15 protein-coding genes are annotated in these 16,788 nt (G+C 42.4%); 5 read left to right on the forward strand and 10 right to left on the reverse strand.

Translation table 11 applies throughout. The features are described 5' to 3' along the window. The first annotated feature begins 628 nt into the window (after positions 1-628). On the forward strand, positions 629-1,996 hold the full coding sequence (locus tag AC1DVB_RS08900; RefSeq protein WP_230134659.1) for an amino acid permease: 1,368 nt from the start codon (positions 629-631) through the stop codon (positions 1,994-1,996). A gap of 46 nt (positions 1,997-2,042) precedes the next feature. On the opposite strand, the gene AC1DVB_RS08905 is transcribed toward AC1DVB_RS08900, so the two are convergent. After that, complete coding sequence (locus tag AC1DVB_RS08905; RefSeq protein WP_477588973.1) at positions 2,043-2,906, reverse strand: DUF4349 domain-containing protein; 864 nt, start codon at positions 2,904-2,906, stop codon at positions 2,043-2,045. A 110-nt stretch (positions 2,907-3,016) separates the two neighbouring features. On the opposite strand from AC1DVB_RS08905, the gene AC1DVB_RS08910 reads away from it, so the two are divergent. Beyond that, positions 3,017-3,352 carry a TspO/MBR family protein gene (locus tag AC1DVB_RS08910; protein ID WP_230134657.1) on the forward strand — a complete coding sequence of 112 codons (336 nt, stop codon included), beginning with the start codon at positions 3,017-3,019 and terminating at the stop codon, positions 3,350-3,352. A gap of 86 nt (positions 3,353-3,438) precedes the next feature. Here AC1DVB_RS08910 and AC1DVB_RS08915 read toward each other — a convergent pair whose 3' ends face one another. The 4 genes from AC1DVB_RS08915 to AC1DVB_RS08930 all read right to left on the reverse strand — a co-directional run bounded on the left by AC1DVB_RS08915 (position 3,439) and on the right by AC1DVB_RS08930 (position 9,466). Then, on the reverse strand, positions 3,439-7,257 hold the full coding sequence (locus tag AC1DVB_RS08915) for a bifunctional 2',3'-cyclic-nucleotide 2'-phosphodiesterase/3'-nucleotidase (RefSeq protein WP_477588975.1): 3,819 nt from the start codon (positions 7,255-7,257) through the stop codon (positions 3,439-3,441). A 315-nt stretch (positions 7,258-7,572) separates the two neighbouring features. Next, positions 7,573-8,031 carry a DinB family protein gene (locus AC1DVB_RS08920; RefSeq protein ID WP_477588977.1) on the reverse strand — a complete coding sequence of 153 codons (459 nt, stop codon included), beginning with the start codon at positions 8,029-8,031 and terminating at the stop codon, positions 7,573-7,575. Positions 8,032-8,072: 41 nt separating this feature from the next. Further along, positions 8,073-8,891: a GNAT family N-acetyltransferase gene (locus tag AC1DVB_RS08925; protein ID WP_239859665.1), complete on the reverse strand. Its 819-nt coding sequence runs from the start codon at positions 8,889-8,891 to the stop codon at positions 8,073-8,075. Positions 8,892-9,301: 410 nt separating this feature from the next. After that, entirely contained in the window at positions 9,302-9,466 is a 165-nt protein-coding gene (locus AC1DVB_RS08930) for a YvrJ family protein (protein ID WP_082609383.1), read from the reverse strand. Positions 9,467-9,622: 156 nt separating this feature from the next. Between AC1DVB_RS08930 and AC1DVB_RS08935 the strand changes: the two genes are divergently transcribed. Beyond that, the gene (locus AC1DVB_RS08935) at positions 9,623-10,246 is read left to right on the forward strand and encodes a sigma-70 family RNA polymerase sigma factor (RefSeq protein WP_057278010.1); all 624 of its coding nucleotides are present in this window, start codon (positions 9,623-9,625) and stop codon (positions 10,244-10,246) included. After that, complete coding sequence (locus AC1DVB_RS08940; RefSeq protein WP_057278011.1) at positions 10,239-10,457, forward strand: hypothetical protein; 219 nt, start codon at positions 10,239-10,241, stop codon at positions 10,455-10,457. The genes AC1DVB_RS08935 and AC1DVB_RS08940 overlap by 8 nt, the downstream gene beginning before the upstream one ends. 51 nt (positions 10,458-10,508) lie before the next feature. Here the strand turns inward: AC1DVB_RS08940 and AC1DVB_RS08945 are convergent, their stop codons facing one another. From AC1DVB_RS08945 to AC1DVB_RS08955, 3 genes are all read right to left on the reverse strand, one after another. Next, a complete protein-coding gene (locus AC1DVB_RS08945; RefSeq protein WP_477588981.1) occupies positions 10,509-12,878 on the reverse strand; it encodes a penicillin acylase family protein in 2,370 nt (789 codons plus the stop codon). 263 nt (positions 12,879-13,141) lie between these two features. Continuing rightward, positions 13,142-13,579, reverse strand: a complete 438-nt coding sequence (locus tag AC1DVB_RS08950) for a hypothetical protein (protein WP_057278013.1) — start codon at positions 13,577-13,579, stop codon at positions 13,142-13,144. Positions 13,580-13,762: 183 nt separating this feature from the next. Beyond that, positions 13,763-14,626, reverse strand: coding sequence for an STAS domain-containing protein (locus tag AC1DVB_RS08955; RefSeq protein ID WP_477588983.1), 864 nt, complete (start codon positions 14,624-14,626; stop codon positions 13,763-13,765). 145 nt (positions 14,627-14,771) lie between these two features. Here AC1DVB_RS08955 and AC1DVB_RS08960 point away from each other — a divergent pair, with 145 nt between their 5' ends. Further along, on the forward strand, positions 14,772-14,915 hold the full coding sequence (locus AC1DVB_RS08960; RefSeq protein WP_158226130.1) for a hypothetical protein: 144 nt from the start codon (positions 14,772-14,774) through the stop codon (positions 14,913-14,915). A gap of 109 nt (positions 14,916-15,024) precedes the next feature. Here the strand turns inward: AC1DVB_RS08960 and AC1DVB_RS08965 are convergent, their stop codons facing one another. Together AC1DVB_RS08965 and AC1DVB_RS08970 are read right to left on the reverse strand one after the other, a co-directional pair. Beyond that, positions 15,025-15,354, reverse strand: coding sequence for a hypothetical protein (locus tag AC1DVB_RS08965; protein WP_034310337.1), 330 nt, complete (start codon positions 15,352-15,354; stop codon positions 15,025-15,027). 99 nt (positions 15,355-15,453) lie between these two features. After that, positions 15,454-16,647: an MFS transporter gene (locus tag AC1DVB_RS08970; RefSeq protein WP_328097358.1), complete on the reverse strand. Its 1,194-nt coding sequence runs from the start codon at positions 16,645-16,647 to the stop codon at positions 15,454-15,456. Between the last annotated feature and the right edge of the window lie 141 nt (positions 16,648-16,788).

Genomic DNA, 16,788 nt, shown 5'->3' on the forward strand with positions numbered 1-16,788 from the left:
AGTAGCATGCTGACGGTTTTTCGTGTCATTTCCATGACAGACTTCGATATTTCCCGGGCTATTTCACTAAATTCCGCTAAGCATCACTAGCTGTTTTCTCTCATTTTTGACAATCCAGAAGGAAAAAGCGGCTAATATCCATAACTTACATATACATGCCAATTTCTCTGGAAATGGGTATGAATAGAATTATAGAGGAATCACATGTTCACAAAACATGAATCAAGATTTGCCCAGTCCATATTACTCGCGCTCGCTTTCTTTATTCCCTCTCTTTTCATTACTCCATCACTAGCAACGGCTGGCAATGATGAAACTAAACGAAGCTGTTCCTTATCTTTGGGACAGCTTTTTCACTTTTAAATGTCTAAATTTTTTGAAAAATCACATAATTATATTTTGTTTGTATAGCATTATAAATAGTTTCGAATAATTATTATACGAGAAAAAACATGGGAACACTCCTGTGGTAAGCGTTTTCATTTTTTGCTTTACATTCATCCTATTAAAATATATTATTTAGTTGTAATATTATGTGAAAAATCAATAAATAATATGTATTCTCCTCTACTAGTGATAAAATGCTAGATAGAGAAAATTAAACTCCAACATAGAAAAGGGGAAAATTATGCAAAACTCCAAAGAATCTCAACTACATAGAGGTTTGGAAGAAAGACATATCGCATTAATGTCTCTTGGCGCAGCCATTGGAGTCGGTTTATTTCTCGGCTCGGCATCTGCGATTAAATTAGCCGGTCCAGCAATCATCATTTCTTATGCCATTGGCGGACTTATGATCTATCTTATCATGCGTGCACTAGGTGAAATGGCAATAAAAAATCCAGTCGCAGGCTCCTTCAGCCGCTACGCAAGCGAATTTGTCGGTCCTCTTGCCGGATATATTACCGGATGGAATTACTGGTTCGTTTGGATCGCCACCTGTATGGCTGAAATTACGGCAGTCGGAATCTACATGCAATTTTGGTTCCCTGATACTCCGCAATGGGCTTGGGCGTTAGCCGCACTTGCCATCATGACAACGATTAACTTTCTTGCTGTAAAAGCTTACGGTGAATTGGAGTTTTGGTTCGCCCTCATTAAAATCGTAACGATCATCCTGATGATTGTCCTTGGCTTCGGAATGATCATCTTTGGTTTGGGGAACGGCGGAATCGCGGTCGGTTTCGGCAACCTTGTTGAAAATGGCGGATTTTTCCCTAATGGGATTTCTGGAGTCATCCTCTCGTTCCAAATGGTCATGTTCGCCTATTTGGGAATTGAAATGCTCGGTGTAACCGCAGGTGAAGTTAAAAACCCTGAAAAATCTTTAAAAAGAGCCATCGATACCGTTTTTTATCGGATTTTACTTTTTTACGTTTTAGCTCTGACGGTCATTTTATCAATCACTCCATGGGATGAAATGAATGGAGAAAACAGTCCATTCGTTATGATGTTTGATAAAATCGGTATACCAGGCGCAGCAGGAATCATTCAGTTTGTCGTACTGACAGCAGCCCTTTCATCTTGTAACAGCGGGATCTTCAGTACAGGAAGAATGTTATTCAACCTGGCACAGCAAGGTGAATCACCAAAAAGTTTCGAACGTACAACAAAGTCAGGCGTTCCTGGCGTTGCCATTATCGTTTCGGCTATCGTACTTCTTTTCGGCGTTTACCTTAACTACATGGAAGCCGATAAAGTTTTCACTTACGTCACAAGTGTCGCTACATTCGGCGCCCTCTGGACATGGGGAACGATACTTGTCACACAGATTATGTCTAGACGAAAAATGAGTCAGGGAGAAAAACAAGGCTTATCCTATAAGATGCCTCTTTTCCCATTGACTTCTTATTTCACTTTAGCCTTTTTAGTATTCGTTATGATCGTACTCGGTTTTTCAGCAGATACAAGAATCGCTCTAATCGTTGGTCCGATTTGGATCTTACTGTTGGTAGTCCTGTATTATGTGACCGGCTTGCATAAACGGAAAAAATAAATGCCAGAGGGTGCCAAATCTAATTGGCACCCTCTATTTCATTCCTTCACCTTTTACCCCTTCTTTTGATCACCCAATGGACCACCGCACCAGCTCCGCCTAAAATAATGAGGATCGGCAAGTTTCCGATTATAAAAACAATGATTCCTGAACCCGCTTTAAGTAATAGATTCGCACTCGTTGCAAGTTGTTTCTTTGTCCTCTCCCATGTATTCAATTCCTTATTATCAATGCCCGGCACAACTATCCTGTCCTGTGATAACGTGATGGTGACCGTCGAATATGAGGTCTGGTTTTCAAGATACTTCATTTGCCCGGTCAGCTGCTCTATTTCTTCTTGCACCACGGCAAGATCGGATGATATTTTCAGCAAATCTTCCGTCTTCTCAGCATCCTTCATGAATGCAAGTAACCTTTCCTCCACTGCCCTCTTTGACTTCAACCTTGCTTTTAAATCCACATATTGCTCAGTTACATCCTGTCCTGTCACATTCCTTCCGACCACTTCTGAAGCCTCGCCCTCGCTATCGGTTAGAAAATCCTGAAAATGGGCTTCAGGGACCCGAACAGTGATCGTTCCTTCCATCAGTTCTTCATCTTCCCTGTATACATTGGACTCAACAACATATCCGCCATATCCAGCCGCCTTATTCTCAATCTTCATTTGTGCCTTTTCAAGGTTCTTCACCTTCAACTCAAGCTGGGCCTGATGGATGACCTTTCTTTCATCCGTCATCCCTTCCTTTTCCGCTGCTTCTTCCTGCACCTTATTCCCGGAAATGGAAGCGTCCATTTTACTTTCCGCCTTTTCATCCTGTGATTCCGATGCTGAATCATCTTTTTCGTTACTGCTGCATCCAGCAAGTAAAAGGAACAAACTGAACATTAGCATCATTGTTTTACGGTTCATCGGTATTCCCCCCTTTTCTTAATAGTACCGACGTAAAATTTGGAAGAAAGTTACACTTCTTGATTAAAGGGGATGTTTTATTTTCAGGTGCGAAAGTAAAGGTATAAGAAATGAAGAAAGAAATGGATTGCATTATGAACTACGGAAAATTGGCTAAAAGTGTATTGGTACCTGTCGTCGAAAGATCACTTGTAGGGATATTCGCCACAAGGAATTCAAAAGAAATTTATGACAAACTCAAGAAACCTGCTTTTGCTCCTCCTTCCTGGACTTTCCCCATTGCTTGGACCAGCCTTTATACGATTATGGGACAGCTGACCTTGATAACATTGACGGCATTCGAGTTTTATAAAATAGACCGTATATCAGTTTTAGCAATGATTCCCTATATAGCATGGGTCACCTTGCTATTTAGATTGAACTTCTCCATTTTCAGAAACTATTAATCACAAAAAAGAGCGCCCCTTATATTAAGGAGCGCTCCCTTTAGAGTTTCACGAGTAAATGTGCTATTTTCACGAGTAAACCTCAACTAATTATTGATATTCGTAATTCTGCCTTCAATTCCTGCCGTGATCTTTCCGCCTTTAAAGGTTTCTTTCACATAGTTAACGAATGCTTCCAGGTCTGCATGTCCAAACACACGCTCTTTTCCTTTCAGGACGGTATAGTTATCACCGCCGCTTGCCATGAAATCATTGACGGCCACCGTGTATGTTTCGGTATCCTTGATCGGTGTTCCGTCCGCTTTCTTCAATAAGGTGACACGCTCCGTGACAGGTTTACTGAAGTCGGCTGTATAGCTCAGTCCAGAAATTTGCAAAGTTTTCGGAGATCCTTCCACGATCCATTGCTGTTGAAGCAGCGTTTTCACTTCCGCTCCAGTCAGTTCCAGCTTAACCAATACATTTCCGAACGGCTGGATTTTCGCTAAATCGGAAAAAGTGACTTCCCCCTTTGGAATATCTGCACGGATTCCGCCTGGATTCATGAAGGCAAAATCGGAGTTCAAATCGCCCTTCATTGAATCGGCAATTAAATTTCCAAGGCCCGTTTCCTGCGTATAGGCATTGGTTCTTAAAATTTTCTCGTCCGTTGTCCCAAGYGGAGCTTTCAGCTCGGGGAACATGTCCAGGTAGTCGTTGATGAATTTCGTCGTCCCGGCATCCGGTGTGATGCCATCTTGTGTAACCGTAACAATCTCAGCTGACTTTTTGACAATATCCTTTGTGCTTGGATCGATTTCCAAATCCACATCTTCAAAAGCCGTTCCATAAGAGTAAGCTTGTACGATCAATTTATTATCGACATAGTTATTGACCTTTGCATGATTATCTCCGGCTAAGATCACATCCACTTCATCATCCACAGCATTGGCAAGATCAGCCACTTCGCCTGTGATGACCCCTTCCTTTTCCGTGCCTGGGTCATGTGAGATGATCACGATCGATTTGACGCCTTTACCTTTTAACTCACTAACCGCCTTATTTACGGCAGGTGCCTGTTCTATGAATTCCACATTCTTAATGCCATCCGGACTTACTTTTTGAGGTGTGGCATTCGTGACTACACCTATGAACCCAATATCAACCCCGCCGACCTTTTTTATGACGTAAGGGTCCAAAATCGGTTTTTTCGTGTCTTTATATACGACATTGGCCACTACATATGGAAAGTTCAATTTATCGAATACCACTTCGGATGTTGGCGACTTTCCGCCATTGATTTGAGCCATCAAGGTTTCTACCCCTTTGTCGAACTCATGGTTCCCGACAGTTCCGACATCGAATTTCATATCATTCAAAAACTGAAGCGTCGGTTTATCCTGGATCAAAGAAGAAACGGGTGCACTTGCCCCAACGGCATCCCCTGCCGAAAGTAAAAGTGTATTTTCAGGGTTTTCAGCCTTACGCTGCTTCAAGTGAGCGGCTAAATAATTGGCACGCCCTTGTTTGATGCCGCCAAAATCGGAGGTCGTATCAAGCTGGCCGTGAAGATCATTGATCCCGAGCAGTTGCACCTTAACGTTTTCTTTTCCCAAATTGTATTTGTAAATGCCAAAGCCTTTATCATCCTTTTTGCCTGTATAGGAAATCGGGCTGTCTTCCTTTAAATATTCCGCACCTTTTGGCGATGAGGTGAAAGTAACGTTCACCTTGCCTGAAATCGGTGCTATCGACCAGTTATTATCAGCGGTTGGATTGATCTTCCCCTCTTGTGTGATGTAATCCATCAGGATCTGGCGATTTTCATCCGCAGAGTCAACCACATATTCGCTGCCCTTGACTCCCGGGAAGTTCCCCCCGCCCGAAGCACGGTAATTATTCGTCACGACGATGAAATCTTGATTCGGGTCCACTGGTTCACCATTATATTTCAAATCTGCAATCCTGCTTGAATCCGACACTTTTATCCCTTTTTCATCATAGCGCGGAGCCTTGGTGACATCGATTTGGTACGTGACACCGTCAATCACATCAAAATTATAGACGGCGAACTTTCCATTAAGCAGCTCCTGTTCCTCAGACTTGGCAGGATCGATCGTATTATATTTCCCGGCAGACATCTCAAGCCACTCTTTAACCACTGACCCTTTGATCTTGATTGCCTTTAAGGTATTATCGTATAAATATAAATCACCGGCGCTGCGGATGGTCAGTCCACCTTCCTTGATTTCCGTGAATTCCTCTACGCCATTGCGACCCGCTTTGAATGGTGCTCCTACAGAGAGGATGGGCAAGTCTTTGTATTCAGGGCGGTTGCTTTGGATGTATTTTTCTACATACCATTTCTGTGCGCTCGTCACGACCTGTACGGAAGGATCGTCTTGCACAAGGGCGAAATAACTATGAATTGGAGCTGTAGTCGTTCCGATTGGCGTGTTAACATACTTGATCGTTCCTTCGTGATCCTTCTTCACGGCTTTGACGACAGCTGCATCTTCAGCCGCTTTTTTTCCTGTTATTTTGTCGTTGATTGCCCGTGTTGATGAATCGGAATTGACGACTTTCCATTTTCCCTTGATATTTTGGATATCAAGATCGATGATCCCGAGATGACTGCCGCCATATCCTGCTTGAACGGATGGTACACCATTGATGGTACCCTTTTTATTATCCACGCCTTCAAGGACCTTTCCTTGGCTATCTTTGAATAGGCTGTCTAAAGAAGCCTCATCTTGTGCCGGGAAGACTTTATGCGTGTGGGAGAACGTGATGGCATCGATGCCGGAAACCTTGCTTAATGAATAGATGACATCCTCGGTATTCTTGGTATCGCCATTAAACCCGGAATGTGTGAGGGCCACGATGACATCCGCGCCTTTTTTCTTCATTTCAGGTACATATTTTTTTGCGGTCGTGACGATTTCCTTTGTCATGACCTTCCCGTCTAGATTCGCTTTATCCCAATCCATGATTTGCGGAGGGGCAAATCCAATGTATCCTATTTTTACTATTTTTTCCTTTCCATTGATGTCCTTCACTTTCTTCGTGACGATTTTATAAGGAGCATATTTATTTTTATCATTCTTTGGATTATTGTCTTTATCCTTTTTATAAACATTGGCATTGACGTAAGGGAAGTTCGCATCGTTGATGGCCTCGTCCAAATAAGATAAACCATAATTGAATTCATGATTGCCGAATGTGGCCACATCATAATCAAGCAAGTTCATCGCTTTATAAACAGGATGGACTTCCCCCTTCTTCAATGGCGCTATTTTCGCTTTGTACGTACCAAGGGGAGTCCCTTGAATAAGGTCGCCGTTATCCACTAAAACGCTATTTTTCACTTCTTTTCGAGCCTGTTTGATTAAAGATGCGGTGCGGGAAAAGCCGACGGAGTCCGATACGGCATCCTTATAATAATCATAGCTCACCAGATTGGTGTGTATATCAGTCGTTTCCATGACCCTTAGTTCAAATGGTGCATCCGAAACGGAGGCTGCCAGGCTTTTGCCGAAGTCACTCGTATGGCCGTTATAATTGGAGACAACCGATACGTTAACCCAATAACCCGATTTGTACGAGTTGAAGTACGCCGAGAACTTTTGGGCCGATTTAATATCCGCCTCAACGGCTGATTGTGAAATGACCTTCGTCCCATTCATTAATTGAAAGACAACGGTTTCATTTCCTTTGTTCCCCTTTTTCGGTGTGACCGTTACAGTCGCTTTGGTGCATTTTGAGTAATGAACAGTAGGAGCTGAAATGATAAATGGTTCAGTCGTGGCAGGTTTCTTATTAGACTCTTTGGCGGATGCCTCCCCCGGTACGGTAAATGGCGCTGTAATTAAACTTACAGCAAGAATCGGTGCGAGCATCTTCTTAACATGCAACTTGTACGACATACTTCACAACCCTTCTAGTTTTGTAAAATGCTAGAATAATATATCATGATTTTGTCGAATTATCGCCAAAACTTACCATAATATTATGAATTTTGAATAAACGGTACTTTTTACTCATTTTCATCCAGAGCGCCTAGCTCGATATACCTTCAATCATGTATATAAATCATCATAGAAACCCTTTGTATCCTTAGGGAGAATCTCCCCTGATAGAGAAAGCTGGCCCATGAAAATGAACCAGCCTGCTAACATCGTATGGTTTTCAAATATGTTCCTTACGCTCTTTTTTCAGGGAAACCCTTTGAAACGGCAAACCTATAAATCCCGATCTATTAAACTGGCGGATACCGGTTCGATGCCCATCTCCCTCGACCAGATGGACAGCTGGCCTATATGGTGAATTTCGTGCGCTATGAGATGGCGCAATATCCTGCCTTTTTCATATGTCCCCTCCATCCAGGATGGCTGAACCATTCCATGCCCTTCTTCAATTGCATCCGAGTTCAAATAGTCCATGATCTCTGAGTGATATTGGTTAGATAAATCCTCCACTTTTCCGATCGTATCATAAGCGTCCAAATCGATCGCGACATCAGGCCTCCCTTGTATGGCCCTGATCCAGCTGCATTCGACATCGATAATATGGGCAAGTGTCCGCAATATATTGCCCATCCCTCCCGTACGCTGCCGTTTCAGCTCCTCATTCGGTAAGGATCGGCACCACTTGAACCATTCCCTTCTCACCTGCCAGTTATAATGGAATAATGTCAACATCCTTCCCAGCCCCCCTAACATTCTTTGTCGTCAAATTCCCTTCAGCCTTTGTATTGATAATAATCCTGTCTTTGAATCGTTTTGAAGCCACAAGATTCATAGAGTCTTAACGCATGCTCATTAGTCGCCTCGACCTCGAGAAAAATATCATATCCCAGCTGGCATTGTTCGGCTACAACCTTTTTCAATGCCTTTCTTCCAAGTCCTTTTCCCTGGTATTTTGGCAAAATGGAAAATCCATAAATCCACGCTTCCCCGCCTGAGTGATCAACACGGATCTTACCGACTGCACGGCCGCCCTTTTCAATCATCATGGTTTTCAGAGTATCCTCATATAGGATGCGCCGATAATAATCCTTCGCCTCTCGTTCCGTAAATCGGAAACATTGAATATCCAGCTGAATTTCCGTTTCCTCATCATCTCTCCGTGAAGGGCGAACGACTGCATCATCATAATCATCAAGCTCCGTTTCGGACCACTTCATTTGAAACTCTGAAAAAGCAAACTCACATGGGAGCTGTTTCAAAAATTCTGTCCCAGAATGTGATTGAGCAGGTGAGTTCAAGAGAATCACCTTATAGTTGCGCTCCACGGCACTCATTATCGCCTCTTCCAGCAGCTTAGTAAAAATGCCTTGCCTCCGGTAGTCGGGGTGCACCATCCCGCACATCTCCGCTTTGTTTCCAAAATCGTAAAGACCAAGAAAACCAACAAGCTTCAATCCATCATAGTGGAGAAAATCATTCTTATGAACACCATTTCGACTGCGAAGCGTTTCCCAATTCAGTTTTAACGTAAAACCTTCCCGTTCACATTCTTGCTGCAGGATCCGAATATCTTCCAGCTGTTCATTTTTCAAATTTGCCACCCCTTTTCCATATTATCAGTTTATTACCAAAAAATAAGAAAAGCAGCACCCTTTTACTTGGGTGCCGCATACTATTCAGAAGTTTATTGATGAATGTTGTTTTTTTAAAAGTATTTTCACTTTAATCCATAAAACTAAAATCCTACGAGGGGAGGATTTCCTATCTAATTCCATTGACGGATGAATTATAGCAGTAAAATGATTCCAAATGACGATTATTTTTTACCTATTTTGTGCTATATTCCAAATAATGGTTTATCATTATTTTATTTTAGGTTAAGGGAGGGATTTAACAAAAGCTTGAATCAGTTAGTACCCATTTCTTTATACCCGAATTCCGGACCCTTTTTAGTATAGAATCCGAAATTCGGTGTTTATCACCTGGCACTTACGTCCTGAGGTTATCGTTTTTTCGTTTTATGAGCGGACTTTTTTAAGTTCTCTACGTCCGTTGTCAGTTCTTTTAATTGTTTACCGAAGCGGAAGAGCAAAAACATAGAAACGACGAATGGATAGCCAAATTCGCTAACTAATGAAACCCACACACTAGCATCCTCAATCATCATCCTCTTCACCCCTTTTCTTGTATCTGATATCTAAAGTGAAACTTGTCAAAAAAAATCAATCTAGCACTATTGATTTATGGAAAAAGGAACGAATGTTCCTATATAATTGATTTATTCCCCTTGTCCATCACTTTATTAATAAAAGGAGGGATAACAATGAACCAATTTACTTCTCATTTTTTTTCTCATTCATTGGAGTTTCTGCAGCAACAGTACTCATCTTTCTTTGCACAACCGATCATTCAATTATTCTTACAGAACCCAGAGCATTTAAAGATTTTCACTGAAACTCTTGATTCCCCTTCTTCCCACAACATTGATCATCTCAACGAGACTTTCAAAATTTTCTATTACCGGGCTAAAGTATACAAATACATGTGCTCCTTAATTTACTTTTTCTCTGTTGATTTTGATAAAAGGGCACGGAAGCAGCGGGAACGCTATCGAATGGTACTTGATGCGACACCAAGGGATACTGGCGGATTGATCGATCTAATCGGCACCTTGGACGTTCAACTTGAAAAGATGGGGGAAACGAATGAACTCGCTTCACACATAAGTGATGAAGAGATGATAAAAGCCTTGAAGAAGTTAACAGCCAAACAAAGCCTGGTATTGACCATGATCTTTTCCTACGGCCTATCCAACAAGGAAATTGCTGCCTATTTCCATGAGTCGCCACAGAATATCTCAAGCATCCGTAAACAAGCTCTAAAAAAACTTCGAAAGCACTATATGGATGAGGTATATGTTAGAAAGGAGAAAAGCCATTGTGGATAAAAAACTGTCAAAAGAAGAATTGTTGGATCTCATAGACTCTTTGAATCCTAAAATAAAAAAATCGTTAAGAAACACGAACTATCAAGACCGGAATGATTTGGAGCAAGAAATTAAACTCAAGATCATTGAATCATATGAAAAAATCGCAGCAATCGAAGCCCCTAATTTTGAGGAGTTCCTTGCAGAATTCCTGACTAAGCAAAAACAATGAAAAAGTACCAAGTCCAGAGAAAGCTGCTGGACTTGGTACTTTTTTTGAATCTCAGTTTGATGGTTTCAAAATCAGCTTATCACCTTTTGGATCGTCCATTGTGGTTTTGTGATAAGTACCTTCTGCCCAATCATCAAGCTGATCGTGGTACCACTCACTTTTCACGTTACCTGATTGACCCGGTCCAACAAGGTGATATCCTTGTTTCATGTCGGCTAGGTCGATGACGAATCTCCAGGAGCCACCGTGATTAACGGTTCCATCATCTAAAAATGCCGCCGCCTGTACGGTGACACTGCTGCCGCCTACCGGAATGCCGCCGCCGCCGTTAAATAAATAATGTAACGGGGCGACACTTGATAGCGGGTGGTTAAACCTGACATGATGATAGTCTCCCCATTCCCAATCAGCTATATCGTCACCTTGTGATTCTGCCAGTTCCGTTAACGTCACCTGTAACGACTTGGCAAGCACCTGCTCAAGTCCGCCTGCATCTTCAATCCAAGGGCCCGGCTTACCGTCCAGTGCCCGCCTTAGCAGTTCATCAATGGCCGAACGCCTTCCATTAAAAAGGTTGAGGGTTTCCTCCGGTATTTCTTCTTTAAGCAGGACATCCCCTATATTTCGCATCCAGACATTAAAAATCATAGGTGCCGCTTCATCAGCGGAATCGATATGATTCCATTTCTTCAGAATCGTCAGTGCCTGGGCTTCCTGTTTCCCAGATGGACCCTTCAATACCTCCACGAATCGAGGAACAAACTCCTTAGCTTGCAAATTCACTTTATCCATCTGCAGGCTTTGCATATCCTCGGCCGTAAGCTTTTTATTCGCCTTTAAAAACTCCTGTATCCTCATCTGGCGGTATGGCTGTGCCCAGTTATTGCTGATATGGTAAGGGTAATCATCCGAGATGACTTTATTATTCGCTGTCGAAATGAATCCCTCTTTTGGATTCACCGTTTTTGGAAGTTGATCAAAGGGAATATAGCCTTTCCACTCAAATTCATCCGTCCAGCCAGGTACAGGCAGCATACTATCACCTTTTTTCCGGATTGGGATTTTCCCATTCGCCTTATAGGCAATGGTCCCATCGGCTGAAGCAAAGACGAAATTCTGTGCCGGCGTTTCGAATTTCAAAAGGGCCTTTTCGAATTCTTTCCAGCTTCCCGCCTTATTCATATTCAGTACCGCTTCAAGCTCGGCAGATGGATCAAGTGCCGTCCACCTTAAGGCAAGCACGGTATCTTTTCCGCTTTTCCCGGCAAACTCGGAGACAACGGGTCCGTGGCGGGTAACCGTCACTTGATAGTCAAGTGTTTCCCCATCCTTCACCTTGATGGGTTCGTCCAAGATTTCAGCTTTTTCCCATTTACCTTTGTAGGAGAATTCTTTCTCGTTTTCCGGGTTTCTCCTCTCAATATACAGATCCTGAACATCCGGACCGGTATTGGTCACACCCCAAGCGACCTCTTCGTTATGGCCTAATATGATTCCTGGAATCCCGGCAAAAATGACACCGCTCACATTGACTGACGGGGCCTCCAAATGCATTTGATACCAAACCGACGGTGTAGCCAATCCCAGGTGGGGATCATCCGCCAATAACGGCTGACCGGATTTCGTTTTCTTGCCTGAAACGACCCAGTTATTGCTGCCGTTGAATTCATAAGGAATAACGGCCGCTGCAAAACTTTTTTCAATATCCAGTTCATCCTTGCTGATGATATATGGGGCGTTCTTTGGATAATCAGGAAATAAATCATATGCCTTTTCCTTGGGGAACGTTTGCAGTAAATACTGCCTAAACGCCTGATCTTCCCAGTTCCCGCCTAAATCAAAGGCCATATATTTACCGATGGTCAGCGAATCGACGGGTGTCCAAGACTCCGGTTCGTATCCAAGCAGAGTGAACTCCACCGGCCATTTCCCATTCTCCCTCAATTCATCGATATAAAGATTTACCCCCTCGGCAAACATATCCAAGGCTTCTTTTCCGTCACTTGAATATGCAGCATAAGAAGCTTCGGCCGCCCGCCTCAAACCAAGTGTGCGGAAATACTTATCATTTTTGACGGTTTTCTCACCAATCACTTCACTTAATCTACCTGACGCCTGACGCCTGCTTAAATCCATTTGAAATAAACGGTCCTGTGCTTGGATATATCCTTGTGCTAAATACAAATCATGTTCACTCGCTGCGTTGATATGCGGGACCCCACTTGAATCCCTCACCACCGTAACCGGTTCCAAAAGACCTGGAAGCGATATTTCCCCCTTTGTTTCCGGCAAGGACCTTGAAAGGAATACATTTGCGGCAATCAAGACAGACAGCAAAAGTATGATCAGGATTCCAAAACTCCATAGCGCCCGCTTTCTCCACTTCCGTTTTGGCTTTTGCTGAGGTACGGCAACTTCCATCGATTCATCTTCCTCTCCCCTTAAAACTCTCTTTCTTTCTATTTAAGATATTCCGCGTTTAACTCCATCTTTCCTACCACCCTCCCCACATTGTCTCTTTTTATTTCAAGGTGCAAGTACGGATTATTCCGAGCAACGTCGAATTATTACACACAAGGTCGAATCAACTCGCTCAAGGTCGAATTTTCACCGTGAAATTACTCCGATAAACAGTAAATCAAATATAAAAACACCGATACAATGTATCGATGTGGCAGGGAATGCTAGCTATTTGCAATAATGTATTCAATCACTTTATCAGCATCGTCTGTATAAAAGAGAGCTTTATCAAAGTCATGGGCAGCCTTCGTCTCGGCTTCCATATATTCAATCGGGGAAAGGAGACCAAAGATCCTCTTCCATTTATGAGTTTTCTCCAGAAGTTTTCTTTCCTTTTTTATATCCTCTGGTATGAATTCATTAATGATAAACCATGGGTCGGAAAATGAGGGGTTCCCAAAACGTTCATTCAAGGCTTGCAATTTGTCCCGATCCCATTCCACCCTTACCAAGTCCGATATGACCGAGACATTTTGAACCGAGTCGAGGATGCGTTTGGACAAAACATCATATTCTTCATCCTCCAGCCCATTATCCGTCATGATTCCTACACAATACCATTTTTCGTAATGTTCAGGTTCTTCATTTTTCTTAAAAAACACTATTCAACCACCTTCCTTACACGCTTTACATGTCCTATTTAATTTAATTTAAATCAAAAAAAACATGTCCGTCCACGTCACTTCACTATAACATGGAGAAATATCAATGGGCGATTAAATATGGGAGCAGCAGGAATGTTAGCCTGACATAGAAAAAAAGATACCCTAAAAAGGATACCTCCATCAAACTGGCTGAAGAGCCAGCCCTCTTTGGTTAAACAGATATTCCAGGGCCTGCCTGAACGATAGAAAGGCTTTTACCTGATTTGCAAAATCAAGATTGACGATCTCTTTCACGACATCAGGGGTAAAACCGACAAACATCGTTTCCGTTCCCATCAAGGCCAATGCCCCCACTAATTGATCCAGCAGGGAGAGCATATCACTTTCCTTCGTAAAGATAATTCCCGAGAAATCCATGATCAATACTTCCGCATGCAGATCTGCACATTTTTGCAGCACCGTCGATTGAATCGACTCCATTCTCCAATCGTCAATGCGTCCGATCAACGGTAAGAGCAGCACATCCTTTAATACGGTCTGAACAATCGGGGTGGACAATTCTTCCATAACTTCTTGGTTTTCTTTTATCTTCTGCAACGAATCGTTTGCCATTTTCGCCATTTCTTTATAATGATTCACGTAACTGATACTCACACAGTGTATGAACTGGTCCAGGATTGCATCAATTATCGAGCTTGCCTTTAACAGAATTTCAATGGAGTAATATCGGTTGCTCACCTCTTCTTCAATGAAACTCCAGAAAAGGTTACGTATCGCTTGAGCTTCCTCAATATTCTTATCTAAAGGAATGCCCATATCCACGATGCGCTTACCTATTTCCATACCCGTTATTTTCATGCTTTCCATCGCTTGTGCCTTTCCATGAATCAAGGCATCTGCATGAATTTGAATAAGTTTTGACCGTACCTCTTTACTCGTTTCTAAATCATAGAGCGGTTCCTCTTCTTCAAACAACTCGATATGCTCCACTAAGATATATTTAAATTTTTCAATTTTTTCGCCGATCATTCTTAATTCTTCCATATGGACCTCCCATACAGGGCTTTTATCATATTTTAGCAAATAAACGAGGGGTAAGGATATAAAATCCTTCTATTACCAATATGCTAATAGACGTTTACCCTTTTCTTGATAAGGGTATTATGATATATGACTTGGAGGGATGAACATGAAAAAAGATCAACAAGACTTCGAATCTGAAAACATGAGCGATTTAGTCGAGCTCATAAACAGTAAAAATAACAGCCGCAGAATCTTGGATGTACTTCGGCGTAATAAAAAGGATAAAAGTAAAGGCAAAGATAAAAAATGAAAAAGCCCAGTCCAAATTGGCCTGGGTTTTTTGAATGGGATAAAAATAAAAGAGCTGAGTTGTTTATTAGGCAAGCCCAGCTCTTTCGTCATTAAAAATCGAAAAGCTACTACCTTTTTCTCCGGATCTCTTCCACATGGTTCCCTTCAGTAGTAATATAGACTGTTTCATCAATTTTGTATGTTAAATAACGGTCACAATCAATTTCAAACGTTTTCCCATTGTCGAATTTCATTGCGCAATTGGATCCCTCTTCGGTTTCCGTCACATCAATGACTTCGTTCGTCTTAAAACCGACTGCCTTGCCATCGGAGAAATGCGGATAGTATTTTTCAACAATCTGCACCTTATGCAATCTGCCCGGACTTGTTAAGTATACAACGAATAATATAATTAAAACGGCTATTAACCCAATGAGAATTACTGCTTTTCGTTTCACTCTATCTAATACCCTCTTCTCTTATCAATCTATTATTCAATATCCATTTTCACTAGATTATATTCAGGATTCCGGAAAAACATGATAGAAAAGATCATTTTATTTAACGATTTTCACTTTTTCCACCATCATCGCACAAGCGGCAGCAAGGAGGATCAGAATGGATACAGCCGAGATGACCCCTCCCCAGCCGAACTTCATCAGGAATAAACCGCCTGATGCCCCAACTATACTTGATCCTGCATAGTAAAACAGGAGATATAATGCGGATGCTTGTGCCTTTTCACTCTTATCTGCCAAACTGCCGACCCAGCTGCTCGCAATGGAATGAGCTCCAAAAAAGCCAAATGTAAACAGGGCAAGCCCCATTATTTTCAGCAAAAGCGGGTCCAATAAAGTTAACAGGGCGCCCATCAGCATGATTGCGATTCCGATAAGAAGTACGACACTCCGACCATATTGATCGGCAAGCTTCCCCATCCATGTTGAACTAAACGTCCCCACAAGATAGATTATGAATATGAAGCCAATCAATGTCTGTGATAAATGATATGGCGGTCCCATTAAAGGTATACCCACAAAGTTATAAACGGTAACGAACGAGCCCATTAATAGGAAGGCCATGCCGAATAAGAGTACTAGTCTGTTATTCCTTAAGTTATTGATAAGGGAGGTTTTGATTCTCGATAATGAGACCCGTACGCGGACAGCATGCTGCGAAGGCGGTAGCATCCACCAAAAAGCCAGACTGATGATCAAACTTAGAGCTCCAAGGCTTCCAATCGCTATGTTCCATGAGAAATGGTCGGTCAGCACCCCGACAATCAGCCTGCCAGCCAATCCGCCGATACTCGAGCCGCTCACATAGATCCCCATCACATAGCCAAGGCTTTTCGGATGAAATTCTTCATTGATATAGGCCATAGCAATGGCCGGGAAACCTGCAAGCACCGCTCCTTGAATCGCCCGAATTGCGATCAGGATGTATAGATCATCCTGGATGAAGCTGACACATATGGATAACAATGCAGACAGAGTGAGCGCCGTCCCCATTATTTTTTTCCTATCGATATTTTCTGAGAAAAAAGAAACGAGCAATAAACAGAGTGCAAGCGTTCCAGTCGCGAAAGATAATGTAAGGCTTGCAATTGCAGGAGAGACTCCAAATTGCTTTGCGAAAACCGGAATGACCGGTTGGGTACTATACAGATCCGCAAACGTTACAAAGCTACCGAGAAATAAAGCCAAGATCGTTTTCCTGAATGATTTACCAGCAGGCTCGATATAATTCACTTTTGTTCAGACCCTTCACTATTTAACTTTCCCCCTATGTTAATACGAACTTCCCGAGTTGTCTATTTCACCACTCTATCCAACGGGAAAATTTCATTCCAGCAACTAAAAAAACCTTCACTGCATGCAGTGAAGGTTTTT

The organism is Peribacillus sp. P4_D6 (assembly GCF_056401795.1).